The 25,249-nt window shown below is 40.0% G+C and carries 19 protein-coding genes; 9 read left to right on the top strand and 10 right to left on the bottom strand.

Going from position 1 to position 25,249, the window contains the following annotated elements:
* The first annotated feature begins 181 nt into the window (after positions 1 to 181).
* The 3 genes from VB836_RS23020 to VB836_RS23010 all read left to right on the top strand — a co-directional run bounded on the left by VB836_RS23020 (position 182) and on the right by VB836_RS23010 (position 3,040).
* The gene (locus VB836_RS23020) at positions 182 to 1,465 is read left to right on the top strand and encodes an FGGY-family carbohydrate kinase (protein WP_323222879.1); all 1,284 of its coding nucleotides are present in this window, start codon (positions 182 to 184) and stop codon (positions 1,463 to 1,465) included.
* A 441-nt stretch (positions 1,466 to 1,906) separates the two neighbouring features.
* Positions 1,907 to 2,449, top strand: coding sequence for a hypothetical protein (locus VB836_RS23015; protein WP_323222877.1), 543 nt, complete (start codon positions 1,907 to 1,909; stop codon positions 2,447 to 2,449).
* Positions 2,450 to 2,581: 132 nt separating this feature from the next.
* Positions 2,582 to 3,040 carry a hypothetical protein gene (locus tag VB836_RS23010; RefSeq protein ID WP_323222874.1) on the top strand — a complete coding sequence of 153 codons (459 nt, stop codon included), beginning with the start codon at positions 2,582 to 2,584 and terminating at the stop codon, positions 3,038 to 3,040.
* A 155-nt stretch (positions 3,041 to 3,195) separates the two neighbouring features.
* On the opposite strand, the gene VB836_RS23005 is transcribed toward VB836_RS23010, so the two are convergent.
* Positions 3,196 to 5,733 carry a TDT family transporter gene (locus VB836_RS23005; protein ID WP_323222873.1) on the bottom strand — a complete coding sequence of 846 codons (2,538 nt, stop codon included), beginning with the start codon at positions 5,731 to 5,733 and terminating at the stop codon, positions 3,196 to 3,198.
* Positions 5,734 to 6,048: 315 nt separating this feature from the next.
* Here VB836_RS23005 and VB836_RS23000 point away from each other — a divergent pair, with 315 nt between their 5' ends.
* From VB836_RS23000 to VB836_RS22985, 4 genes are all read left to right on the top strand, one after another.
* The gene (locus VB836_RS23000) at positions 6,049 to 7,134 is read left to right on the top strand and encodes an ATP-dependent 6-phosphofructokinase (protein ID WP_046281523.1); all 1,086 of its coding nucleotides are present in this window, start codon (positions 6,049 to 6,051) and stop codon (positions 7,132 to 7,134) included.
* 58 nt (positions 7,135 to 7,192) lie between these two features.
* Complete coding sequence (locus VB836_RS22995; protein WP_323222870.1) at positions 7,193 to 8,272, top strand: RNA-guided endonuclease InsQ/TnpB family protein; 1,080 nt, start codon at positions 7,193 to 7,195, stop codon at positions 8,270 to 8,272.
* 136 nt (positions 8,273 to 8,408) lie between these two features.
* Complete coding sequence (locus tag VB836_RS22990; protein ID WP_046279459.1) at positions 8,409 to 9,029, top strand: tetratricopeptide repeat protein; 621 nt, start codon at positions 8,409 to 8,411, stop codon at positions 9,027 to 9,029.
* A gap of 32 nt (positions 9,030 to 9,061) precedes the next feature.
* Entirely contained in the window at positions 9,062 to 9,430 is a 369-nt protein-coding gene (locus tag VB836_RS22985; RefSeq protein ID WP_046279458.1) for a YccF domain-containing protein, read from the top strand.
* Positions 9,431 to 9,798: 368 nt separating this feature from the next.
* On the opposite strand, the gene pcrA is transcribed toward VB836_RS22985, so the two are convergent.
* From pcrA to VB836_RS22955, 6 genes are all read right to left on the bottom strand, one after another.
* Positions 9,799 to 12,141, bottom strand: coding sequence for a DNA helicase PcrA (gene pcrA / locus VB836_RS22980; protein WP_323222866.1), 2,343 nt, complete (start codon positions 12,139 to 12,141; stop codon positions 9,799 to 9,801).
* A 107-nt stretch (positions 12,142 to 12,248) separates the two neighbouring features.
* Positions 12,249 to 13,238, bottom strand: coding sequence for an NAD-dependent epimerase (locus VB836_RS22975; protein ID WP_046279546.1), 990 nt, complete (start codon positions 13,236 to 13,238; stop codon positions 12,249 to 12,251).
* Between the two features lie 265 nt (positions 13,239 to 13,503).
* Positions 13,504 to 14,511 carry an endonuclease/exonuclease/phosphatase family protein gene (locus VB836_RS22970; RefSeq protein WP_323222864.1) on the bottom strand — a complete coding sequence of 336 codons (1,008 nt, stop codon included), beginning with the start codon at positions 14,509 to 14,511 and terminating at the stop codon, positions 13,504 to 13,506.
* Position 14,512: 1 nt separating this feature from the next.
* On the bottom strand, positions 14,513 to 15,571 hold the full coding sequence (locus VB836_RS22965) for an inorganic phosphate transporter (protein WP_323222862.1): 1,059 nt from the start codon (positions 15,569 to 15,571) through the stop codon (positions 14,513 to 14,515).
* Positions 15,572 to 15,687: 116 nt separating this feature from the next.
* On the bottom strand, positions 15,688 to 16,350 hold the full coding sequence (locus VB836_RS22960; RefSeq protein ID WP_323222859.1) for a DUF47 domain-containing protein: 663 nt from the start codon (positions 16,348 to 16,350) through the stop codon (positions 15,688 to 15,690).
* A 23-nt stretch (positions 16,351 to 16,373) separates the two neighbouring features.
* On the bottom strand, positions 16,374 to 18,287 hold the full coding sequence (locus VB836_RS22955; RefSeq protein ID WP_323222857.1) for an ArnT family glycosyltransferase: 1,914 nt from the start codon (positions 18,285 to 18,287) through the stop codon (positions 16,374 to 16,376).
* 192 nt (positions 18,288 to 18,479) lie between these two features.
* On the opposite strand from VB836_RS22955, the gene VB836_RS22950 reads away from it, so the two are divergent.
* Positions 18,480 to 19,880: a DUF2079 domain-containing protein gene (locus VB836_RS22950; RefSeq protein ID WP_323222854.1), complete on the top strand. Its 1,401-nt coding sequence runs from the start codon at positions 18,480 to 18,482 to the stop codon at positions 19,878 to 19,880.
* Between the two features lie 85 nt (positions 19,881 to 19,965).
* Positions 19,966 to 20,853 carry a fructosamine kinase family protein gene (locus VB836_RS22945; RefSeq protein WP_323222912.1) on the top strand — a complete coding sequence of 296 codons (888 nt, stop codon included), beginning with the start codon at positions 19,966 to 19,968 and terminating at the stop codon, positions 20,851 to 20,853.
* A 55-nt stretch (positions 20,854 to 20,908) separates the two neighbouring features.
* Here VB836_RS22945 and VB836_RS22940 read toward each other — a convergent pair whose 3' ends face one another.
* From VB836_RS22940 to acsF, 3 genes are all read right to left on the bottom strand, one after another.
* Positions 20,909 to 22,036 (bottom strand): hybrid sensor histidine kinase/response regulator, encoded by a 1,128-nt coding sequence (locus VB836_RS22940; protein WP_323222852.1) that lies wholly within the window; start codon positions 22,034 to 22,036, stop codon positions 20,909 to 20,911.
* Positions 22,014 to 23,885: a sensor histidine kinase gene (locus VB836_RS22935; RefSeq protein WP_323222850.1), complete on the bottom strand. Its 1,872-nt coding sequence runs from the start codon at positions 23,883 to 23,885 to the stop codon at positions 22,014 to 22,016. Before VB836_RS22935 ends, VB836_RS22940 begins: the two co-directional genes overlap by 23 nt.
* Positions 23,886 to 24,054: 169 nt before the next feature.
* On the bottom strand, positions 24,055 to 25,131 hold the full coding sequence (gene acsF, locus VB836_RS22930) for a magnesium-protoporphyrin IX monomethyl ester (oxidative) cyclase (RefSeq protein WP_323222847.1): 1,077 nt from the start codon (positions 25,129 to 25,131) through the stop codon (positions 24,055 to 24,057).
* Positions 25,132 to 25,249: the final 118 nt, after the last annotated feature.

Below are 25,249 nucleotides of genomic sequence, written 5' to 3'. Positions count from 1 at the left end.
GTGGGATTTCCCTGGTATATCCTACTTTATAACCATCAATTGCCTAAAAGTCCAGAGCTAAAATACTCGATCACGTACTTTTTATCAAAAGTTAATAAATGCTCTGTTTGAATCATTGATCACAAACCCACTATCATACTCTAAAATCTGAAGTTAAAAACTATTTTTGGGTTAATTTTAGATGAATTTTTACATCGGGATTGATTTTGGAACTTCCGGCGGACGTCTGGTGATTACCAATATAAAAGGTCAAATCTATGGGGAAGCAGAAACTCCATTTCCTGCATCTTCTTCCCCTGATGAATGGCCTTCTATTTGGAAAACAACTTTATTTGATTTGATCGGCAAAATTCCCCTAGAGCTTCGTAGACAGACTCAGGCGATCGCGATTGATGGTACATCAGCAACGACCCTTTTGTGCGATCAACTGGGTTTACCCATTACATCCCCTCTGCTTTATAACGATGGACGAGGGGTGGAAATCATGGAACAATTAAAAGCGATCGCCCCGGCAAATCATCCTGTTTTGAGTGCGACTTCTAGTTTAGCAAAACTACTGTGGTGGGAACATCATCACTCCGAATTAAGCATTCCTTTTCAGCCGCTCTACTTTCTGCATCAAGCGGACTGGTTGGGGTTTTTGCTACATGGGAAACTTGGTATTAGCGACTATCATAACACGCTTAAACTTGGCTACGACATCACTCATTTATGCTACCCTGGTTGGTTGACAAATCAAGTGAATTGTGAGTCAAATCGCCTCAAACTCAAATTGCCTAAAGTGGTGGCACCGGGAACCCCCATCAGTGCAATTACTTCAGAAATTGCTGAACAATTCAACCTACCAAAACACTGTGTTGTCTGTGCGGGAACCACCGATAGTATCGCTGCCTTTCTCGCCAGTGGCGCAACCTCTCCGGGTGAAGCGGTGACTTCCTTGGGTTCTACTCTGGTGTTAAAACTGTTGAGCCATACCCCCGTTAATAACGCTCGATATGGTATTTACAGCCATCGTTTGGGGAACTTGTGGCTGACTGGAGGGGCATCAAACACTGGGGGGGCGGTATTGCGGGCGTTTTTTACCGATGAAGAATTAGAAACGCTGAGTCAGCAAATTAATCCCAATATGAGCAGTCCCCTCGATTATTATCCCTTATTAAAAAAAGGCGATCGCTTTCCGATTAATGATCCTGAACTTCCGCCCCGACTGGAACCTCGCCCCCGTAATTCTGTAGAGTTTCTGCACGGTTTACTCGAAAGTATAGCCCGTATTGAAGCCCAGGGTTATCAACTTTTGCAACAGTTAGGCGCGACGCCGCTAACTCAAGTTTATACAGCCGGAGGAGGGGCTAAAAATCAAGTTTGGGCGAGGATGAGAGAACGTTATCTTCAAGTACCAATGGTGAAACCGATACATACTGCTGCTGCTTATGGTGCGGCTCGTTTAGCGATGCAAAATCGCTGATCAAAAAATATTGAAAAGGATAACAGTAGTGCAAGCGTCTCGCTTGCTGAATAGCCCTTTCTACGGTGAAGTAGAAAAACCGAGTGTTTCATCAACTAAAAACACGGATATGGGCTTATGCCATAGGCCCCTATTATTAAATGTCAAGTTGTATCATTCAAATGAGTGACACTTAGATAAACTGATGGCATATCACTGAAAAAGGTGACTGATTCAGGGTTATTTTAGTAAAAATTTATCCGGATTATAGGGTAACTCAGAGAGAAAAGAGAAGTAAATTAGAATCAATGATTTGGGTGTGATTAAGATCAACTGAATCTGATATTTAGCTCACAAACTGACTTCACTTAAATGAGTGACTGTTAGCTGATTCAGCTAAACGTTAGATTAAAAATATAAAACTATCAACCTTAAAGATATCCTGCATAGGAGGAATCAACCATGACATCTACCACTATTAAAAACGATTCTGAATCGACAACATCAACTCCGCCTTCTGCTTCCTTAAATCGTTCAGAGAAAGGAGATATCGATGAGAATAGTAATGAAGATTTAGAGAAGAAAAAAGTCAAGCTTACTGAGGAAATCAAGGCTTATCAAGCAGAAAAGAATAAAGAGTTAATCTGGTCAAGACGATTTAATCGTTGGTCAATTGGAATTGCACTAGCATTAACCGCAGCAACGGCTATTTGTGGATCTTCCAAGGAGCCTGAAATCCAAGAATTAGTCACACCTTTAGGAACAGTCGCTTTCACTTTAAATAGTTGGATCGCTTCTGTTCCCATGAGTAAGAGAGTTTCTCTATATGAACTAATTTTGGTGAAAGCGGATAACCTCCGCAGTGATCTGGAATTTGAAGCCGAAACTGAGGTGCAAATAGAAGAAATTCGAGAGGGTTTTAAATCTTTGAAAGTGGAATTTATTCAAGAAAATCCTCGGGAACAGGTGAAACTTCATTCTACTAAATCTCCACTCAAAAGTTAAAACACAAGTTAAAACATTAACCCATCAGGGCCATCAAAGTTTTATGTCACTCGAACAAGTGACTGTCATCCTGAAGACTGAAAAGTTAGATTGTAATTAAGCAAATAAGTAAACCAGCAAAGGAGTTCTACCGTGGTACAATTCAAACCTGAAACCCAACAATCCTATTCTCAACCCAAAGTTTCTAGCTTACCGGATGGAAATTATCGCTATGTAACCGCTAGCACTCCTATTACAGAAACAGAACTGGCTCAAACAGAATCTTTAATCTTTTTATTCCGTAAAAAAGGAAATAATATTACAGGTCAACTGAGTCAAGCGAATAGTTCTAATAATATTTGTATTAGCGGTCAAGTGAATGGAAATACCATTACAGGTGCTGCGGTAGAATTGTCCGAACCCGGTGATGAAGCCATTTTAAGAAATTGTGGAGAAGATTTTGTTGTTTGGGATGTGGCGGGTTCTCTGCGCGTTCGTCGGGGTAAAAAAGAAGGAAAGAAAGTCATTTATACAAGTGTAATTCTTGACCTGAATGGCTACAACCGCATCAACGCTGGAACACAATTTCCTCCTATTAGCTGCCCTTTCTAAGATGAACTGAACTTTTCACCTACGCAAAAATGTGATTTCTCAGTTAACGAGTGCTTAAGTTTTATGATAGCAAGACAGAGCAAAAATTAAAGCGTTCTGTCTGCTATTTTTTTGTGGGAGTAAGCCTTTAATCGTTATCCTAGAACCTGCTTAATTTAATCAACGATTGTGACCGTAACTTCATTTTCAAGCTGAACAAACTGCTGTTTTTCAGGATGATAAACCCAAGCCTTGATGACGGTTTCTCCTAACGGTAAAAAGTTCAGGGGTAATACAGTTTTCCATCGGACTTGATTGTATTGGGGTGAATTGAAAGTTTCAGCAACATCTGGACTACTGAGATTCACATAAGCCACAGCAAAAAATGACTGTTCATTCCCATAAGAAAACATCACTTGTTGGGGTTGTTCAAGGGCATCCGGTAGTCTTGCCCAACCTTCTAAAGGTAATGGTTCACGACGAGAAAGAGTTAATGAATTTTCAGAGAGTTTCGATGAGTCAATATAGCCGTATATTTCCTGAGACTGACTAACAAAAGCGGTTTCTTCGGGGAAAACTTTAACAGTAACATCATTCTCTAATTTAACAAATTGTTTTTGTTTTGGATTATAAACCCAAGCTTTAATCGTTGTTTCTCCGGGAGGTAAAGTCCACGTCGGAAGGGAGGTTAACCATCTGGCTTGGCGATATCGGTTAGAACCTAATGCTTGAGCCACATCCGGGCTATCTAAGTTCACTTCGGTACTAGCGGCGAAATATTTCTCATCATCATAGGACAGAAAAACGTGACTCGGTTGTTGAGTTTGAGCAGGAAGTCTAGCCCAACCGGATACAATGACTCGCTGGTTTGCAGTGGCGACGGGTGGAATGGTAGAGGTATTTAGGAAACCATAGGTTTCCGTTGGTTTTGCGTTAAAAGTTGCATTTTTATCAAAATTTTCAGGAAGCCGTTTAACGGAAACTTCTCCGGGTAAACGAATAAATTGCTGTTTTTGAGGCTGATAAAGCCAAGCTTTTAGGGTTGTTTCTCCCAGGGGGATGGTCTCAGCATATAAAAAGATATTCCACGCCAATTTTTGATGAGAAGCCTGGTATTTATTTAAAGAATAGGGATGGCTGGTTGCAATAATGGTTTTTCGGTTTCCATAGGACAAGGCGACGAGATAAGATTGTTTATCGGATAATAAATCTTTGGACAGACGAAGATCTCCAGAAATTGATAAAACATCATTGGGATTTTGGACGAATATTTGTTGATTGAGATCTGATGTTATGATTTTTCCATGTATTGCTGTATCAGAATCAATAAATTTGATGTCGGGGCTATTAATAAAGTTGATAGAGTTTAAAAACTTGGCATAATTTCTCATTTCATCCGTAAAAGTCATAATCTCCCACCAATGCCAACAATGATGTCTTTCATCGAGAACTTGAATTAGATTTAAACAAAATTTTTCAGCTTCAAGTCGCTGATGATAGATTTTTCCTTTGTTAATGGAGTCAATTGAGTTCACGCCTAAGAGAACTATCCACAAGATGTTAAAGCCTAACAATTTTGGGATTAAGTTTATTTTTTGAGGGAAGGATTCTAGAGGAAATAAACTATAATAAATCTGAATGACTGCAATAATGATAAAAAGTGAATTGGTTGTGTATCTAGATCCTAATGCAAAATCAACCCCTCTCCCAAATTCTATTCCAATATTAGCCCGTCCTAAAGTAACGATAGCCGAAAATAAAATGGCAAATGTCGCAAAGGATAACCAAGGTGCTATTTTCTGAAAAAACTTAAATTGGTATAACTTGATTCCCCAAAGGATCAATCCTAAAAAGACTAAAATCAGCAAAATACCGATTGCTAATGATGCAACTGATGAATAATGGGCTAAGGGCGCACCGAGAACGGTAAAAAAGAACTTTAAAAAATAAAGGGGATGACTCAAAACCGTTGCGAATTTACTGGTTTTACTTTCGGATTCGGGATAATTTAAAAAATAGAACCAACAAGTCATTAGGAATAGTCCAAACCAGTAGAGGAGTGAACGCATTTTCCTCTGTTTTCTCTGATGCTGAAAATAGATACTCGGAAGAACCGCTAACCAAGTCGTTAGTCCTTGAGCCATTGTAAAACTTGCAATTATACAAGGAATTGCCGCTAAAAATAAGCTTTTTTCCGGTTGATATTGATATTTTGCAGTCATAATCCAGACGGATAATGCTAGGCAAAAATTCACTAAAAAAACACCAATTTGTAATCCCCAGAGCCAATTTTGATACTGAACCAGAGAGAAGATAATAAAAGCGGTTGAGATATTAGCAAGATGAAAAGGGATAATCCCTTTCACCGGATCGAGCTTTTGACGAGAAATCTGTAGAATAATAATCCCGGTAAAAATTGCCAAAATCACACTACAAGCTAATTCATAGTCTTTGTTCCAGTTGGTTAAAAAGGCTAGGGGTATAAGGATCAGTCTTAAAAATAAATATCGATGCTGATTATAAGGTTCAATGAGATCAGAGAAGCTCAGTTCACCTGTTGCGACTTTTTCAAAAATTGTTGAGACGGGCCACTCATCCCAACTGGGAACATTAACCCGAAATTTGACAATAAATCCGATGAGGAGAAGAATGGGGATTAAATATAAAATCAACAGAGAAATCTGAATTCGACGGTTGCGGATTATTTGACGCATCTGAATTAAAATTTCGGCAAATTTTGCAGTGTTTCAACTTAATAAAAGAGTCTGATCAAGACTTCAACGCCATAGAGTCAAGTCTCGGGTCGCAGTATACCACAATCTGATCAAGTCGGGACATTGAGAACATTTGACGTGAAATATAAACTTTTCAATCAGTGACTCGTCAGAACGACACTTTGCTGTTAAAGTTGGGAAGCCAGGTCTTAACCACTGGGTACTAATACATAAAAGATTAAGTCAGAAGAAAATTTAGCGGTATTGAAACCGAGAGGACTTAATCTTAAATTACGTGAGTGCAGGATGTGAATTATGGGAGAACACAAACGCATCGGCATCTTAACCAGTGGGGGAGACTGTGCAGGCTTGAATGCAGCCATTCGAGCCGCCGTATATCGAGCAGTTGGGACTTACGGTTGGGAAGTGTGGGGAATTCGTCAAGCCACGAATGGTTTGATGTCTCGTCCACCGGATGCTATCAATTTAACGATTGAGAAAGTACAGTCAATTCTGACGCATGGGGGAACCATGCTGGGAACGACAAATAAAGGGAATCCGTTTGCGTTTCCGATGCCAGATGGAAGCGTACAAGATCGATGTGGTGAAATCATTGAAGGCTACCATCTACTCGAATTAGATGCGTTAATTGGGATTGGTGGAGATGGGAGTTTAGCGATCTTACGAAAAATCGCCCAACAAGGAAATCTCAATCTCGTTGGTATTCCCAAAACGATTGATAATGATGTCGGAAGTACGGAATTATCGATAGGATATCACACGGCTGCAACGATTGCGACAGAGGCAATTGATCGTTTACACTTTACCGCAGCCAGTCACAGTCGGGTGATGATTGTGGAAGTCATGGGACGTGACGCCGGACATATTGCGTTACGAGCGGGAATTGCTGGTGGGGCGGATGTGATTTTGATCCCAGAAATTCCCTATAGTTTGGAAAAGATTTGTGACCAAATTCGCGAACGTCAAAAACAGGGTAAAAACTATTGTTTGATTGCCGTTGCTGAGGCGGTGCGTACAGAAAGCGGAGAGGCGCTGACGAATACAGATTTTCATGGAGAATCTCGACTCCGAGGTATTGGTCAATATTTAGCGGATAAAATTGCGGCTTGTAGTGGGGCGGAAACCCGAGTGACGGTTTTAGGTCACGTTCAACGGGGCGGAACACCGACGATGACGGATCGGGTGATTGGTTCGGCTTTTGGGGTGGCGGCCGTTGATTTAATTGCTGAGGAAAAATATGATCGTATGGTGATTTGGCATAATCGAGAGGTCGATAGTGTCCCCATTGCTGAGGCGATCGCTCAATATCGGGCTGTTGATCCCAATGAAATTTTAGTGAAAACGGCTCGTAGTATGGGCATCTATTTGGGAGAGAAGTAACTTAGTAGACGATTTATGGTACAAAACGGTACTATCTGTAAGATCAGATAATAGATCTATGCAACGAGCCTTTCAAACCCAACTTAAACTTAACAACCGTCAAAGAACCTTAATGGCGACCCACGCCGGATATTCTAGGTGGGTCTGGAATTGGGCTTTGGCGATGTGGAATGAAGCTTACAAGCAGGGTTTAAAACCTTCAACGAATAAGCTAAAAAAGTTCTACACCAATCACATTAAGCCAAACTATCCCTGGCAGTCAACGCTAAGTTCTAGAGTTTATCAATTTGCCTTTATGCACTTGGGAGAAGCTTTCAGTCGCTTTTTTCAAGGCGTTGCCAAACATCCTAAATTCAAGAAAAAAGGCAGAAACGATAGCTTTACGATTGATAACTGTGGCAAGGTAATGAGGTTTTCGGGGAAGAGATTGAAGCTTCCTTTTATTGGATGGATATTCACTTATGAACCCCTCCCGGAAATTCAGACTAAACGAGTCACAATTAGTCGAGTCGCTGATTCTTGGTATCTGTCTGTAGCCTACGAGTTTGAGCCTGAACAGACTGTTAAATCAAGAGTTTATTTGGGTGTTGATGTTGGGGTTAAGGCATTGGCGACCTGTTCAGATGGTACTATTTTTGTTAATCCCAGAGCTTACAAAAAAGCTCAAAAAAATCTGGCAAAACTTCAGCGCGAACTCTCGAGAAAGCAAAAGGGTTCAAACAACAGGAATAAAGCCAAGCTCAAATTAGCAAGAGCTTCACAAAGAATTGTCAACATTCGGAAAGATACAATTCACAAACTCACCTCATGGCTATGCAAAAACCACGCAGTCATCGGGTTAGAAGACTTGAATATTTCTGGGATGTTGAAAAATCACAAGTTAGCGGGTGCTATTGCCGATTCTGCTCTTTATGAAATTCGTCGTCAAGTCGAATATAAATCCTCGTGGTACGACTCGACTCTGGTTTTTGCAGATCGCTTCTATCCGTCAACTAAAACCTGTTCAAATTGCGGTCACGTTCAAGAAATAGCACTGAAAGAACGAGTTTTCATCTGTGAAGCTTGCGACATATCAATTGATCGCGATTTGAATGCGAGCCTCAACTTAAAGCATTACGCCGAAGGCTATTCGGTTTGAGCCTGTCTGACCGGGTGCTGCCGACAGTCCGGGGTGATGCAGGAACGAAACATTAATACGGTTTATACCGTGTTATATCAGTTTTCGATAGCAGTGAGATGATTATGTTTAGTCACCCGGAACTGTTTTTTCTGATATGAATCGTCAAGAGTTTCTCCAAAATCAATTGGCTCATTGGAACGATGAAATTGCTTCTCGACCCTTTGATCCCAAAGCTTATATTCAGCGAGGGATGGTTCATTTTAAATTGGCTAAAATCGAAGAATCGATTCAAGATTTTGACAAAGCCGAAGAACTTGAACCAACCCTTCAGCCTTATTTGTGGCAACGGGGCTTATCCTATTATTATGTTCGACAATTTCAAGCGGGAGCGAATCAATTTGAACTGGATTTAGTCGTTAATTCGCAAGATGTGGAAGAAACGATTTGGCGATATCTCTGTATGGCTCAACTTTTAGGGGCGGAAGCGGCGAGAGATGCGCTATTATCTGTGCGTAATGATCCCCGCCAGGTGATGCGGCAGGTTTATGAACTGTTTTGCGGAAATTGTCAGCCCGAAGATGTAGTTAAAACGGGTAAACAGTTAGGAAAACAAGGACAGTTTTATGCTCATCTCTATGTGGGATTGTATTATGAAGCCCAACAGGATGAAGCGCAAGCCAAAGAGTTTATTATCAAAGCGGCTTCTGAATACCCCTTAGAGGATTATATGTGGCATCTGGCTGTTGTGCATCAAACGTTACGAGAATGGGTGTAAAATGCCGTTAACGCTATAAAGGAGAATAAAAAATGAGTCTGATCGGAAATATTATCTGGTTGATTTTTGGCGGTTTTCTTTCGGGTTTAGGATATATTTTGGGTGGGCTGGCAACTTGTTTAACGATTATTGGCATTCCGTTTGGACTGCAAGCGATTAAACTCGGTTTTGCAACCATGACACCCTTTGGCAAAGAAAATGTGGTATTAGAAGGTTTTTCTAATCCTTTTACGATGATTTTTAATGTGATTTGGGTGATATTTTTTGGTTGGGAAATTGCCCTTTCTCATTTAGTTCATGGGCTGATTTTATTGATTACGATTATCGGGATTCCTTTTGCTCAACAACATTTTAAACTGATTCCACTGGCTCTATTTCCTTTTGGGCGAGAACTTCGTTAATCAGATAGAGTTTAGGCAACCCAGACCGAAAAACCCCGTTTCTTGTTGCTAACCGACCTGTCAGTTTTCATCAGTCTAGAAAAGTTGGGGGAAATAATCACAAAGACACGAAGAATGACAGGGGGTTAAATTAAGGAGCGATCGCCCGGTCAAAATTGTATATATATAAGTCCGCACAGATTCCCATTCTTTAAGAATAGGTCAAGTCGGGGGATTTGTCAATCAAAAATTGGGAAAAGATTGAAACAAATTAGGGGCGCCAGGCGAAGAATTAGCGAGTAATTTTGATTAATCCAATTTTTCTATAAACCCGGTTTCTTTGAGAAACCGGGTTTTTTAGTCTCTCTATAGAAAATCCCCATAAAATTTTACTCTAATTTTTCTAAAGGAACAATCTGCGGATCAAGAATTTTGGGGCTGGAAGTTGTGAATTTAACAGCGATGGATATTTTACCTTTGTTTCCAAAAATATGGGTGACTTCTCCAATTCCAAAAGATCGATGAAGTACGCGATCGCCAACAGCAAAGCTTTCGACTTTTGAGGGGGTTTGATTCTTTTTTTCGGGAGTTTTTTGAGTCTTTTTAGTTGATTTTGCAGGTTGAGTAACCGGGAGATAACCTTTGATGAGATCTGGGGGTAATTCTTTCAAAAACATCGAAGGAATGCAGGGTTCTAAATATCCCCAGAGACGACGTTCTCGGGCGTGTGAGAGGAATAACTGTTCTTTTGCGCGAGTAATTCCCACATAACAAAGTCGCCGTTCTTCTTCGAGGGCTAAGGGATCATTTAAACTGCGGAAATTGGGGAATAATCCTTGTTCCATTCCCACTAAAAATACAATGGGAAATTCTAATCCTTTAGCCGAATGAAGTGTCATTAAAGAAACGGCTTGTTCCCCTTCCTGGAGATTATCTAAATCAGACGCTAGAGAAGCACTGGCTAAAAATCCGCCGAGGGTTGTATCTTCAGAATCTTCTTGAAATTGTGCGACGGCGTTACTCAATTCTTTAATATTTTCAAGGCGACTTTCGGCTTCATCTGTCCCTTGATTTGTCAAATCTAGAATATAGTCAGATTCCTGCATTACACCGTCTAAAATATCAAGCACCGTGTAGGATGCGATTCGTTCTTGCCAAGATGATATCATTTGAGCAAACTGATTAACAGCTTTTGCTGAACGTCCAGCTAAGGTATTTACTGAGTCTTGATCGCTGACAATTTCCCACAGGGGAACGCCCAATTGTTGCGCCGCATTGACTAAGCTATCAATCGTGGTTTTGCCAATTCCTCTGCGGGGTGTATTGATAATTCGCATTAAACTCATGCTATCAGCAGGATTGGCAAGCACTCGTAAATAAGAAATGGCATCTTTGATTTCTTTGCGATCATAAAACTTCAACCCGCCCACAACTCGATAGGGAATATTGCTTTTAATTAAAGCATCTTCTAAGGCACGAGATTGAGCGTTAACGCGGTAAAGTATTGCAAAACTACCATAACCTAATTCGGGATGTTGTTGGGTTAAATTGTTAATTTGAGTGGCAATAAACCTTGCTTCTGCGGCTTCATCGTCGGCTTGATAACAGAAAATAGGCGGCCCTTCTCCGCGTGTCGGACGCAATACTTTTTCAATACGGGTGGTATTATTTTGAATGAGTTGATTGGCGACTTCGAGAATATTTTCTCGTGAGCGATAGTTTTCTTCTAATTTAATCATGGTGCGGGTGTCGTCATCGGCTAAACCGTCCCCAAAATCCTCTTGAAATTCTAACAGAATGGTATAGTCTGCCATGCGGAAAGAATAAATCGATTGATCGACATCTCCGACGACAAAGATTGAACGATTTTTCCAGTTGTTAAAGGTTCTCGGATGTTCGCCGTTGGTGACTAATAGCCGAATGAAATCATATTGAGTGCGGTTGGTATCTTGATATTCATCGACTAATATATGGCTGAATTTTTGATGCCAATAGGCTAGAACTTGTTCGTTTTGCTGGAATAGTTCAACGGGAACTCGAATTAAATCATCAAAGTCTAGGGCGTTATTGGCGGCGAGATTATCTTGATAGATGCTGTAAACGTCGGCAATGACTCGACCATTATATTCGGGATTTTCTCGTTGATAATTTAGGGGAGAAAGCCCTAAGTTTTTGGCGTTACTAATTTGATAGCGAACTTTTCGAGGATCGAACTTTTTATCATCTAAGTTAAGCTGTTTTGTGACGATTTGCTTGACTAAACTTTGAGCATCGGATTCATCAAAAATCGAGAAGTTTTGTTGCCACTGACGGCCTTTTTCGTCGGTATATTTGTTGATATCGTAGCGAAGAATTCGCGCACAAAGACTGTGAAAAGTTCCCATCCACAGATGTTTAGTAATACTGCGATAAACTTGCGATCGCAACTTCGTTTGTTCGGGGGGAGTCAAGGCGGAAAAGGGTTTTTGATACTGAGTTTGCGCCTGTTGTTCAGAAAAGATTGTCTCGACTCGTTCTTTAATTTCTCGGGCGGCTTTGTTGGTAAATGTCACCGCCAAAATATTCTCGGGATGAACGTGATGGGTTCGCAATAGGTTGGCAATGCGATAGGTTAACGCCCGAGTTTTACCCGAACCTGCTCCCGCCACAACGAGCATCGGACCGCAAAAATGTTCGACGGCTTGGCGTTGGCAGGGGTTGAGATGGCTAAGGAAGTCAACGGTCTGAGTCATGGCTGCAAAAGGGAAATTTTCCGCTATAGTTTAGGCTACCATGTTCAAGGTTCCCCTGACTAAAATTAATCAGGGGAGGAGTAACAGAGAAACTTATCAAGTTAGAATTAGCAGTTGTAATAAGTCCGATACCACTCTACAAATCGTTCAATTCCGACTTCAATTGGGGTATCGGGACTAAAGCCAACGTCTTGAACTAAAGCATCAACATTTGCATAAGTGATCGGCACGTCTCCGGGTTGCATCGGAAGCATTTCTTTGACGGCTTGTTTCCCAATACAGTTCTCTAAAACTTCGATCATTCGCAAAAGTTCAACGGGTTTATTATTGCCAATATTGTAGATTTTGTAAGGAGCTTTTGAGTTGCTTTCAGCTTCTGTATTGGGCTGAGGAACGTTATCTATTACCCGGACAATGCCTTCAACTAAATCATCAATATAGGTAAAATCTCGTTGCATTTTACCATAATTAAAGACTTTTATGGGTTCTCCTGCAAGAATGGCTTTTGTAAACAGAAAAACTGCCATATCTGGACGACCCCAAGGCCCATAAACGGTAAAGAAACGTAAGCCTGTTAAGGGCATATTATAGAGATGGCTGTAGCTGTGAGCCATTAATTCATTTGCTTTTTTTGTGGCTGCATATAAACTGACGGGATAATCAACGTTATCTTCAACCGCAAAGGGTATTTTTTTGTTTGCCCCATAGACTGAACTCGAAGATGCAAAAACTAAATGACCCACGTTTGTATGACGGCAACCTTCGAGAATGTTCATAAAACCCGTGAGGTTGCTATCAGCATAAGCATGGGGGTTCGTGATAGAATAGCGAACTCCGGCTTGAGCAGCTAGATTGACAACAACTTCAAATTTTTGTTCAGAAAAGAGCTTTTCTATTTGTTCGCGATCGGCCAAGTCTAATTGATAAAAGGTGAAATCTTTTGAAGAACTGATTTGCTCAAGTCGATCTTTTTTCAAAGAAACATCATAATAGGAATTGAGGTTATCTAATCCGATAACGGTGTCCCCTCGTTGCAGTAACCTTTTAGACAAATGAAATCCAATAAATCCAGCCGCGCCTGTCACTAAGATTTTCACAAAACTTTCCCCTTCTAAACTTCAGGTTTTGACTTCTTTTGGTGTTAACGTTGATTCTATAGACCCAATTTACTAATCGGCTTTAGAGCTTCAGATTAGCAAGTCGCTGTTCTGTAAGATTATGCACTAATTGTAACGGCAAAGAACAGCTTAGACAAATGCAACCCGTTTCAATGATTTTAACCGTTCTATTAATGTCATAGCATATTTTATCAAAATTGTTAAGTATTAGGTAATTTTCAAGCCCTATCCTCAATCAACTGAGTTAACCTCTGGGAGTGACTTCTAGCCAAAGCGGTAAATGATCTGAGCCAAGTTTAGGGCCTATTTTTCGGTCTAAAGTCATCAGATCCTCGCTGTACACCGCGTGATCAATTGCAATCATCATAAAAGGAGGTAAACCTGCTAACCAAGTGGGTTGAAGTCCAAAACCTCGTTGAGAATTTCTCAAATGAGCGGCTTGTAAAAACTGACGAAATCGACTTGACCAAGGGGTAAGATTAAAGTCACCTATTATAATTACTTGATTTCCCTGATTTTGTTGTTGCTGACTCCAAGCGGCTACTGCATCTAGTTCAGTTTGTTGATAGTTAGAAGTGCCGTTATTTCGAGGACGAGTAACGTGTAAACTGAGAATAGATAGGGTTTGATTCCCTTGTATCTGAGTGGCAATCATCGGACGTTCGGAATTTGAGGGAAAATGAAGAATTTCTGTGTTTTTAATTTGCAGAGATGGGGGTAAATTTGTCGGGACTAAAAAGGCAACTCCATGAGAATTTTTTAGCGGACGGGACTCGACAACCCGATAACGAGTAAGATTAGATTCAATCTGATTTAACCATGCGGGTGTCACTTCTTGGAGAAAAATTAGATCGGCATTTTGTTGGTCTAAATATTGCAGTGTGGGTGTATAATTGGTGTTGTTGCGGTCAAGATTCAGATGAAGTAACTGTAAGGAATTTTGAGCAGTATTATTCCCTTGAACAGCGTTAATATTTTGAGAAGGTGGGATAAACAAAGGCAAAATTAACAGGACGTTCAGGAATAAGGGGAGACTAAAAGCTAAACTCCAAAAGCGATATTTAATCCCATTTAAGAAAATAGCCAGCAGTAAAATTAAACTCAATTGAACTCGCAAATGATCGAGGAGTTGGAAAACCCACCATTGGCGACCCAAAAAACCCAGAATAGTTGCAATTGCAGCCAAAATTGCTATAATATTCATGCCAAAACCGAGATTATTTAATAATAAATTCAAAGTTCTGTTTCTCATTTTAATAAACTTGTTGATTGAAGACGTTTTCCAGAATAAAAAGCATCACAAAACCCAGTATAACCGCAATAATGGGAGTCGCTATCCAACCCAATGCAATATTGCGTAAAACTTTCCATTTAATTTGTCTGGCTCCTTTGGCTCCATGTAGTAAACCAATACCAATAACTGCACCGACTACCGCTTGAGAACTAGAAACAGGAATGAGCGGAATTGTCGGTAAATTATTATTCACCAAAAACTGTTGTAACTGCCTCGAAGAAAATACATATAAAACGAGAGAATGAGCAGTAACAGCAACAAATGCAGCCACCGGAGACAGGGGCATCAGATTATTTCCGACTGTCATCATTACGCCTTTAGAGTAAGTATAGACTCCCACAGCTATGGCAATTCCTCCTAATAAAAAAAGCTGTTCTACTGAGCTAAAAGTCAATTGATTTAGACGAATATCTGTAAACGGAGAGGAAGGAACAAATACTCCCATGACGTTCCCAATATTATTCGCTCCAAGTGCATAAGAACCAAATGCACCTGCTAAGATTAAGAAAAAACGAGTGTAGAAGTCTAGCTGAAGTAAATGAGGTTTGATTCCGTTAATGAAAACCACCACAATTTTATAGATAATAGCCGCAAAAATTGCCCCTAAAATTGGACAAGCAACCCAAGTCCCTATAATTTTGATTAATGCGTTGATATCGGTTGCTGAACCGCTAAATAAGTTCCAAGCAATAATTGCACCTACAATGGCTTGACTGGTAGAGACAGGTAAGCCAATTTGAGTCATCCAAAACACTGTAATTGCGGCAGATAACGCGGCTGTAAATGCACCGGGTAGCGTGTTAATTGCACCCAATTCGCCTAAGCCTTCCGCAGCACCAGCACCCCCAATCACTGCTCCGATTATAACAAAAATACTACAAATAAAAGCGGCGGTACTAAATCTAACCATGCGACTTCCGACGGCTGTACCGAATACATTAGCTGCATCATTTGCCCCCAAAGACCAACCCAAAAATAAGCCACTCGACAGAAAAATGAGTGTTGCGATGATGTCCATTTAGTTGAAAATTAACCTCAAAAAATAATACCATCAAACTTGTTACCTTTAGGTGCATCAAACCTATGGCTTTTGTTCAAGAAAAAAGCTTAACTATTTGATGCACCCTACTAATATTATAAAACTCGTTTAATTGCATAAATTGCCAGTTTATCGCTAGCATTTTCAGCCGCATCCGCCAGAGAATTAATCACATTTACACTATCGCGCAGTTGAATTTTTCGCTCCAAAGGCAATTGAGAATCAAAAATATTTTTCTTGAGCCGTAAAGCAATTTTATCAGATTCAGATTCATAAACTCTGACTTTATAAATGTGATCGCGTACTGTGCGTGGATCTCTAAAAAACGAACGGGCTGCAATGACAATCGTTTCTACACTTTTAACCACCATTTGGGTGAGATCTTTAAAGTCTTTTTCGTAAACCGTGGGAACTTCTAATTTTTCGATGATAATATCTTGATAGATATCACCAAATACATCGATTAAATAGTAAAGATTTTCGAGCAAACTTAAGACATCACCTCGGGAATCTGGAATTAACATTTCTGTGTAGAGTTCAGATTCAATTGCCCGCCGTAATTCGTTACAGCGATCTTTAACGTTTTGAATTTGCTGCATTTTTTCCTCACAGCTTTCGGTAACAAAACCTTTGGCAAGATAGGAGGTTAAACCCATTTCAAAGTATAAGCTTCCCTCAGATACTTTATCCATAAATTCATCAAGCTGACTTTCAATAAACTTTGTTTTACCAAAGAAGGATGGTATTTTTTCTGACATCGTTTTAGCCTCTGTTAAAAAATCTAAGGTAAATTTAAGACCCGATCTAAAAGCATCTTTTTTTCAACTCTAATTAATAGATAACGACCTTTTTCTTCTAGAATTTTATAATCTTGATCCTGTAAACCCAGTCTTTCAAGTTCTTTGAGGCGACTAATCACCATAATTGTTGAAGGATTGGGACGATTTTGAATTGAATCAAAAAGATTGTATATTGGCTGATCTTCCATTAATCCCTTGAAAAAGTCAAGCACCGTATAAAAAACAACATGACGTTCTGAATAATAGACAACACTGGGTTTTCTAAAGCCGATCATCCAGAGTTCTTCTTGGGGTTTTTCGAGTTGAGAAATCTGCTGAGAAATTTGTCTTAAGGGGAGTTGACGAACTTCATCAATCAGAAAAATTGCGGGATTAACTAGAAGCATAAAAAACGCCATAAATCCAGCTAAATTGGCAGCGATTAACCAACGCCATTGATTGGGATATCGCAGTATCCATGCGATTAATATTGCTGTTATCAGCCAGATGATTCCTCCTCGTAAATGTAAGCCCGATTTTTCAACGACTGCGGGTAAGTCAATGATCGCTGGATCACTTCCGATGAATTGAGGACTATAAAGAGAAGCAATTCCCAGAATAACGAGGAACAAAATATTGAATCCTCCCGTGAACAGTATTCCTCTATTTTTTGAAGCTTTTATTTCCTGGATTTCTGAATTTTGGGCAATTATTGATTCACTAAATAATAAGGCAATTAAAATAGATGCTGCTGGCATTGCTGGTAAGACATAACTGGGAAGCTTTGTAACAGAAATAGAGAAAAATATAAAAATACCAACCAACCAGAATAACCCAAACAAACCTAACTGATGATCACGAGGCTGTTGACGCCAAAAAGAACGCTGCCAGAAGTGAGAACGAATGATAGCTAAGGGCAAATAAATCGACCAAGGCATAAAGCCAATTAAAACAACAAGAAAGTAAAAATACCAAGGGGCGGCGTGACCATTAACGACGTTCGTAAATCGTTGAATATTGTGATAGCCAAAGAAAGAATCAATATAGGTTTGACCATTGCGGAGAATGACTAAAACATACCAAGGCAGGGCAATTATTGTGAAAATGATTCCGCCTACAAGGGGCTTTACTTCGTGTAAAACGTTTCTAAAATTACCGAGAAAAAGGCAAAAAGATGTTAATATTAATCCTGGTAAAACAATACCAACAGGTCCTTTTGCTAAGACGGCTAATCCCAAGAAAATATAAAAGGATAAATACCATTTATTAGGCAGAGAAAAGTCTAGGAATAACTGAGAAAGAGAAAAACCTTCTGGGCTTTCGGTTGTTTTTTTTCCTTCCTCAACATAGCCCCAAAAAAAGCAAAATAAAGCGGTTCCCATGCACCCACTTAACAGCATATCTGAGACGCCTTGACGCGCCCAAATCAGGGTTTCAGGATTAAAAGCTGCGATCGCCGATCCGATCCAAGCAGATAACCACAACTGGCGTGTTTTTTGTCTAGAATCAACTGGAAAATTTGAGGGAAAAAATCCGAATGATCGCAAGGTTAAAAAACAACCCACCGTTAAAGCGATCGCCGCCAATGCGGAGGGAAAACGCACCGCCCATTCATTCACACCAAAAACTTGATAACCCACCGCCATCAACCAATAAACCAACGGGGGTTTATCGAAGCGAGTTTCACCGTTAAAATAGGGCGTGATCCAATCTCCTGTCAGTACCATTTGACGGGCGGCTTCCGCAAACAAGGGTTCAGTTTCATCAACTAACCCAGTATTCCCCAAATTCCACAGAAACGCGATGCTACAAATCAACAACAACCCAAAAATTGAGAATCCCCAACTTGTTTTTGGATGTTGATCAAAGGATTTCCAGTATTGTTTGAGGGGTTTGGCTATCTTCAATGTTGTCATTCCCAGTGCGTCATTTCCAAATATTCAATCTCTCAGACCCTAATTTAGCAGTTCGAGGTTCCATCAGGACAGGAGAATTTTTTATTGTTTCACAGTTGCAGACTTTTGGCAATCCTAAATGAGCAAATTTTTCATCTAAAATGATAGCATTTCCTTAAAGCTGTATCTAGAGGTTTAATCAATCTACCCAGTATGACCAAATTTATTTCTAAACTTAATCTCGTGGGTGTGATGGTTATTGTCAGTACCATCATCTTGTTTATTTGTAGCAGTTTACGTCATGCCTTATTTCAATCCAATGCTTTTGATTTGGGAATTTTTGATAATGGGATTTACCTAATTAGTCAAGGGCAAGAACCTTTTGTGGTTTTTCGAGGTTTGCATATTTTGGGTGATCATGGGGCTTGGATACTTTATCCTTTGGCTATATTATACAAGATTTTCCCAGATATTCACTGGTTATTTTTTGTCCAAGCGGTTAGCCTGGCGATGGGTGCTTTACCGACTTTTTATTTAGCAACTCAAGCAAATTTAAAACAATCCCAAGCCTCGGCTATGGCTGCCGTTTATTTACTTTATCCGCTTGTTTTTAATCTCAATTTGTTTGATTTTCATCCAGAAGTTATAGCACTTCCTGCGTTACTCTGGGCGATTTTAGCCGCTCGTTTACAGCAAGTTTTAGCCTTTAGTTTCGCCCTGGTGATCATCTTAAGCTGCAAAGCGGTTTTATCTTTAACTGTCGCCGCTTTAGGGCTATGGTTACTGTTGTTTGAAAATCGGCGAACTTGTGGATTAATTGCTTTATTTTTGGGTTTAACGTGGTTTTTCATTGCAACTCAGGTGATCATTCCTCAATTCAGTGGAGGTGAACCCGCAGGTGTTAAATTTTATGATTCTCTCGGAAATTCTGTTGGGGAAATTGCGATTAATTTGTTGCTAAAACCGGGAATTGTTTTGAAACAAATTTTTACCTTAGCTAATTTGGAGTATTTAGTCCTGCTAACTGTTCCGATCATTTGGGGACTTTCTCCCCGACATTTAACGCCCTTGGTGGGTGCAGTCCCAATTTTAGTTTTAAATTTACTGAGTGATAGTGTTCAGCAAAAAAATTTAACGCAACAATATTCCCTTCCGATTTTACCTTTTTTATTAGTGGCTGTTATTTCCACTTTAGCCGCAGGAGGAGGAGGGTTACGTCATCCCAAAAAGATTGTCTTATGGTCATTAATTGCGTTTTTTGCCTTGGCAAAGTATGGCTATTTTGCTTCAAGATATCTCCGACATTTTGATACGGTTCAAGCTTCTCACGAAGCGGTTTCCTTAGTCGAAACAAAAGGGAGTGTTTTAACAGCCGATCATATTGCGCCTCATTTAACCCATCGTTCTGTAATAATGTTAGCAACAAAAAGAGCTGATCAATTTGACTTAAATCAGTTTAAATATATTTTACTGAATGCGAGTTATCCCGGCTGGGATAGTTCTAGAGAACTTGTTGATACTCTCGTTGAGAAACTCAAAAAATTACCCAACTTTCAACTCCGCTATCAAAAATCTGAAGTGATGCTTTTTGAAAATCAAGAAGATGAGATTTAGCTTTGATTTACGGAAAATCTATCTTAAGAAGATTGTAAAACTAGAAGTGCTAAGATAGGATTGAGAATAATAGGAATTAAAAATGATGTGGGAAAAAGTTTCTGAACATATTAGCCAAGTAACAGGAGAAAAATTTCAGGCGAGTGATACTCTATCTGTGGGTGGAGGCTGTATTAATCAAGGGTATCACCTCACTGATGGTTCTCGCAACTATTTTGTAAAACTCAATCAAGCGTCTCAAATTTCGATGTTTGAAGCGGAAGCTTTAGGGATAAAACAGATGTGGGAAACTCATACAATTCGAGTTCCTAAACCCCTTTGTTGGGGAACAGAAGAAAACTCAGCTTATATTGTGATGGAATGGTTGGAAATGGGGGGACGCAGCCACACAGAAGCGATGATAGAAATGGGAAGAAAGTTAGCGATGATGCACCAATGGACGCCCGCCGATGACTATCCAGGAAAGCATCAGTTTGGTTGGGAGATTAATAATACCATTGGTTCAACACCTCAAATTAATACTTGGACAGAAAATTGGGCGGAATTTTGGGCAAATCATCGAATTGGCTATCAGCTAAAACTGGCGAAAAAGCGGGGAGGTCACTTTGACAATGCTGAGGTTTTAATTGAAAAAATTCCGGAATTGTTAGCAGGTCATCAACCCAAACCGTCTTTGGTACACGGAGATTTATGGGGCGGAAATGCCTCTGTTACGGCTGACGGAGAACCTGTAATTTTTGATCCTGCAACTTATTATGGCGATCGCGAAGTTGATTTAGCAATGACTGAATTGTTTGGTAGCTTTTCACCTGCTTTTTATCGAGGATATGATGAACTGTTCCCGCTTGATGAGGGCTACGCCAATCGCAAAACCCTTTACAATCTTTATCATATTCTCAATCATTTTAATTTATTTGGTGGGAGTTATGGTTCACAAGCAAATCGGATGATTCAGCAACTTTTACGCGAATAATTGACAAACTTTTGATTAATGGAAATCAATTGACTCTCAGCTCACTTGTTTTCAGTCACTTCTCAAACCGAATATTCTCGTCAGGACTAGAAATCGGTAAAATAATACGCACAGTTGTAATTTTATCAGGGATGCTTTCTAGGGTTAATTCTCCGCCATGCAAATCTAAAAGACGTTTAACAATTGCCAATCCCAATCCGGCCCCTTGATGTTCTGCTCGACCTCGATCAAATTGTTTATAAGCTCCTAGTTTGGCAATTTGATCGCTTGTCATTCCCCTGCCTTGGTTGATGAATTCGAGAGAATATGTTTGAGAATATACTTCACTTTTAAGACCGACTTTTTGGCTCTCCTCGGAAAATTTAAACGCATTATTCAGCAGTTCTTCTACAATTTTTTTGAAAATTTCTTCGGGAAGTTTAACTTCACAATTATTTTCGAGTTCTAAATTAAAATCTGACTGGCGTTCGGGTAAAGATTCTAGCATTTCATCAGCGACTTTTGTAATCAATGTGTTCGGATCTTTAACAGAACCTTTTGGCCAAAACTTCATACGTTCTGAGTCGTGAACTAACAGTTCTAAATCAGCATAAAGAAGGAAATTAGAAATCAATCGATACAAGCGTTGGGCGGAAGTATGAATATCAGTTAACATCGGTTGTACCTCCACCGCTTCCATCTCGGTAAAATCTTCTATCAACAGTTGAGATAAACCCAGAATTCCATTTAAAGGAGTCCGCAGTTCATGGGGGAGTGAAAGCGTCAGACTACTTCTGAGTTCATCAAGATGTTCTTGTGTTTTTTGATCAATCGCATCTTTCTTTTGAATTCGACTAGAAATTGCGTTTAGTAAGTCTTTGCGACTAAAGGGTTTAGTTAAATAATCATCAGCCCCTAAATTCATCCCATAGCGGAGATTTTCGCGAGTAGCTTTAGCCGTCAAAAAGATGAAAGGAATAGTCGAGGTGTTCTTATTTTGACGTAATGTTTTCAAAACATCATATCCATCCATTTCTGGCATCATTACATCACAAATCACCAAATCTGGCAAATATTCTTTAGCAAGTTCAACACCGTCTCTACCATTTTCTGCACCCCTGACTTCAAACTCTTCAGCTTCTAGAATATCAAGAATAATCTCCCGCACATCTGATTCATCTTCAATCACTAAAATCCGCTTCATCGAGTTCTTGCTCCTTAAATCTCAATGGCAATGTTACTGTGAATATTGTACCCTTTCCAACTTCGCTATGTACAGTAATCGTTCCCCCTAATCGATCAACAGACCGTTTAACAATGGCTAATCCTAGACCTGTTCCTGGAATTGTACCTACATTTCTGGCTCGATGAAAAGATTCAAATAAGTGTTTTTGATCTTCAAAAGGAATGCCAATTCCTTCATCTTTAATCATAAAAATAACTTGTTTTTTTTGATAAAAAACTTTCCAATCAATTTCACCTCCATTCGGAGAATATTTAATAGCATTTGAAATCAGATTTGTAAAGATATGTCGTAATAATCTTTCATCAATTAAAGGAAACATTTGAGAGTTTTTTAGGAGAGTGTTTTCTAGATTGATTCTATTTTTTTTACCATGAATTTTTAAAGTGAACTTACACTTCCGATCAGCAGTCAATTGAATTTCTTCCAGTAAGTTCTTGCAAAAAGTATCTAAATCGGTAAACGTCGGATTGTAGGGAAGTTTATGGGCTTCTGATTGACCAATAATTAAAACATCATTTAACAGTTCTGTCAAGTGCTGAATTGTCACTTGAATCCGATTAAAATATTTATTTTTTTTCTCTTCGCTCCAGCGATGACCATAATATTCTAGTGCCTCGGTGGCTGCCATAATTGTCGTCAGGGGTGTGCGAAACTCATGGGAAATCATCGAAACAAAACGAGACTTCAAGAGATTCAGTTCTTTCTCTTTTTGCAGGGCTTTACGCATTTCAGCTTCCGCTCGTTTGCGTTCTGTAATTTCTTCGACATCTCCTTCATAGGCAATAATATTACCTTCCTCATCTCGCACGGCTCTGGCATTTTCAGAAATCCAAATTACATAACCCTCTGCATGATAAACTTGAGATTCAAACGCCAGTACACTTTCATTTTCTTCCATTAACCGAATAAACTCTGCACGACGTTGTTTATCCACATACATTTGACCTCCAATATCCGTAATTTGAGCCATCATTTCTTGAGGTGACTGATAGCCACAGATGCGAGCTAAGGTACTATTAACATCCAAGAAACGTCCTTCAGGAGTAGACTGAAACAGTCCCTCAACAGCATTTTCAAAAATACTTCGATATTTGGCTTCTGCGATTTCCAATTGCTGACGAGCGTTAAACTCAGCCCGTTGTAGACGTTCATATAAATAGACAGATAAATCACAAATCAAACAAATCCAAAATAACATCAAAATCAACCGCAATGGCTCATTATAGTTAGGAATCGTGTCAAATCCAAAGATACGATTAATCCCGAAATAATACCCGAACGTAATCATCTGTGATAAGAAGTGCAGCGGCCAGCAAACGGGAATGAGAGTCGCTTGCGTAAAAAAGGTTGAACCCCAACCCATGAGTTCAGGGCTAACCAGGGGCGAACCTGGCCTGAGAACCTCGACAATCGTCTCAATAATCTGTTCGTTCATCTCCAAAGACCAAGAAAACCCCAGAAAAATCAAGCCGAGATGACGACGCCCCCAGTGAGTTTGCAGGACTCCCATACCCGTAGATAAGCTAAATAGCCCAATCAATTGAATAATCAGTTGCTTATCAAAAAAAGCCTCCCCCACATAAAAAAATCGAGCTAGGTTTAACACAAAGCTCGTCAAGTAGGCCCACAACACCAACCCAAAGGCTAAATTTAATCTGGCTCGTAGAAAGCGATTGCGCCAGGTTTCGTAGGAAAGAGCAGTTAAATTGCCATAATTTTCTGGGTAGGCGTTCGCATTTCTGAGGAATGTCAATATTCCCCGAATCGGCGACAGTCGTTGCAGCAACATCAACCATTTGCGAATCATCTGTTGACCTCTGTAAAATAGGTGAAGCTTGTTTATTTTAATTGAATTATCCCGGCTCAATCCTACTGCACTCGAGGGTGACTCCATGCAACAGTTAAAAAAAAGAGGCTCTGCTTTTAACACAGAGCCTACTATCTATTTATTCTAGTCGAAAGTTCAAACGTCAGCTTTAACGTACCGTGCCTTCTAGAGCCTGAACATCAATGGGCTTCATGAAGTACAGTTTGATCAACTGCCAACCACTAGAGAGGTAATAGGGTAGTTTTTGGAACAACTGGAAGAACTTAGGGGTATTGGAATTAACAATTTCCGTTAATTTCTCGTTATTTTTGACGCAAACTTCCAACCGTTCGTAGAACTCAGGACTTTCCACATCCAAGATGATTGGGAAGACACGACCCGAAGTTTCATTGGTTTTGAGAATCACATACTTGTCATATTCCCGCGCATCCAAGCCAATGGCTGCATAGAAACCATAACGCTGGACATCGTTTAAGTACATGGTGGCAAATACCGACAGCAAGAAGAAACGACACCACAGCTTCGCCTTCCAATCATTGAGGATTTGCGGCTGAGATTTCATCATGGCATCGAAGAAATCACCATGACGGTTCTCATCTTGACACCAGTTTTCAAAGAAGCGGAAAATCGGATAAATGCGATCTTCGGGATGAGCTTCTAAATGGCGATAAATGGTGATATAACGCCAATACCCAATTTTCTCAGAGAGGTAAGTCGCGTAGAAAATGAATTTGGGTTTAAAGAAGGTGTATTTGCGGCTCTTCGTTAAAAATCCCAAATCAAGCGATAAGTTAAAATCAGACATCGCTTTATTGAGGAATCCCGCATGACGAGCTTCATCTCGGGACATCAATTGGAAGCATTCAGCTAAAAGCGGGCTTTTGTCTTTGAGGCGACGGCTTAACTCTTTGTAGAGTAAGAACCCAGAAAATTCAGCCGTACAGGAACGCTCCAAAAATTCCACAAACAGGCGACGAGTTTCCCCATCAATATGATCCCAGGATTGTTCAAATTCGGCATCCCGGACGAAGTGATGACGGTTGTAGTCCGCCCGGAACTCTTCTAAGATAGCCCGCAGTTCATCCTCATTCACTGAGATGTCCATCTGCGCCATCTCATCAAAGTCTGTCGTGTAGAACCGAGGAGTAAGAATGGTTTCTTTGGCGGGAACTTTAACCCCCGGCCGTATTTCATCAAAAGCTGGTTTTTTTAGAGAATCTACCATAGTGTTTCTGTGATCTTAAATGATTGCTGGTTTGAGGTGCAGAGGTTGTTAGGCACTAAGCTTTGGAGTGTCACCCCCACGAACAAACCAATGCCGGGAGCAAAAACGTTGAATGTAT

It is taken from the genome of Limnoraphis robusta BA-68 BA1, from assembly GCF_034932365.1.
In the GTDB taxonomy this organism is placed as follows: Bacteria; Cyanobacteriota; Cyanobacteriia; order Cyanobacteriales; family Microcoleaceae; genus Capilliphycus; species Capilliphycus robustus.
The sequence above is the reverse complement of the archived record's forward strand: the minus strand, read 5'-3'. Positions and strand labels throughout refer to the sequence as shown.

Excerpts from the sequence above, each read along its gene's own strand:
- VB836_RS22995 (WP_323222870.1), top strand. The coding sequence starts at position 7,193 with ATGCAACGAGCCTTTCAAACCCAACTTAAACTTAACAACCGTCAAAGA.
- VB836_RS22955 (WP_323222857.1), bottom strand. The coding sequence starts at position 18,287 with ATGACAACATTGAAGATAGCCAAACCCCTCAAACAATACTGGAAATCC.
- VB836_RS22965 (WP_323222862.1), bottom strand. The coding sequence starts at position 15,571 with ATGGACATCATCGCAACACTCATTTTTCTGTCGAGTGGCTTATTTTTG.
- VB836_RS22945 (WP_323222912.1), top strand. The coding sequence starts at position 19,966 with ATGTGGGAAAAAGTTTCTGAACATATTAGCCAAGTAACAGGAGAAAAA.
- acsF (WP_323222847.1), bottom strand. The coding sequence starts at position 25,131 with ATGGTAGATTCTCTAAAAAAACCAGCTTTTGATGAAATACGGCCGGGG.
- VB836_RS22985 (WP_046279458.1), top strand. The coding sequence starts at position 9,062 with ATGAGTCTGATCGGAAATATTATCTGGTTGATTTTTGGCGGTTTTCTT.
- VB836_RS23020 (WP_323222879.1), top strand. The coding sequence starts at position 182 with ATGAATTTTTACATCGGGATTGATTTTGGAACTTCCGGCGGACGTCTG.
- VB836_RS23015 (WP_323222877.1), top strand. The coding sequence starts at position 1,907 with ATGACATCTACCACTATTAAAAACGATTCTGAATCGACAACATCAACT.
- VB836_RS22950 (WP_323222854.1), top strand. The coding sequence starts at position 18,480 with ATGACCAAATTTATTTCTAAACTTAATCTCGTGGGTGTGATGGTTATT.
- pcrA (WP_323222866.1), bottom strand. The coding sequence starts at position 12,141 with ATGACTCAGACCGTTGACTTCCTTAGCCATCTCAACCCCTGCCAACGC.
- VB836_RS22935 (WP_323222850.1), bottom strand. The coding sequence starts at position 23,885 with ATGATTCGCAAATGGTTGATGTTGCTGCAACGACTGTCGCCGATTCGG.
- VB836_RS22970 (WP_323222864.1), bottom strand. The coding sequence starts at position 14,511 with ATGAGAAACAGAACTTTGAATTTATTATTAAATAATCTCGGTTTTGGC.
- VB836_RS22940 (WP_323222852.1), bottom strand. The coding sequence starts at position 22,036 with ATGAAGCGGATTTTAGTGATTGAAGATGAATCAGATGTGCGGGAGATT.
- VB836_RS22960 (WP_323222859.1), bottom strand. The coding sequence starts at position 16,350 with ATGTCAGAAAAAATACCATCCTTCTTTGGTAAAACAAAGTTTATTGAA.
- VB836_RS23000 (WP_046281523.1), top strand. The coding sequence starts at position 6,049 with ATGGGAGAACACAAACGCATCGGCATCTTAACCAGTGGGGGAGACTGT.
- VB836_RS23005 (WP_323222873.1), bottom strand. The coding sequence starts at position 5,733 with ATGCGTCAAATAATCCGCAACCGTCGAATTCAGATTTCTCTGTTGATT.
- VB836_RS22990 (WP_046279459.1), top strand. The coding sequence starts at position 8,409 with ATGAATCGTCAAGAGTTTCTCCAAAATCAATTGGCTCATTGGAACGAT.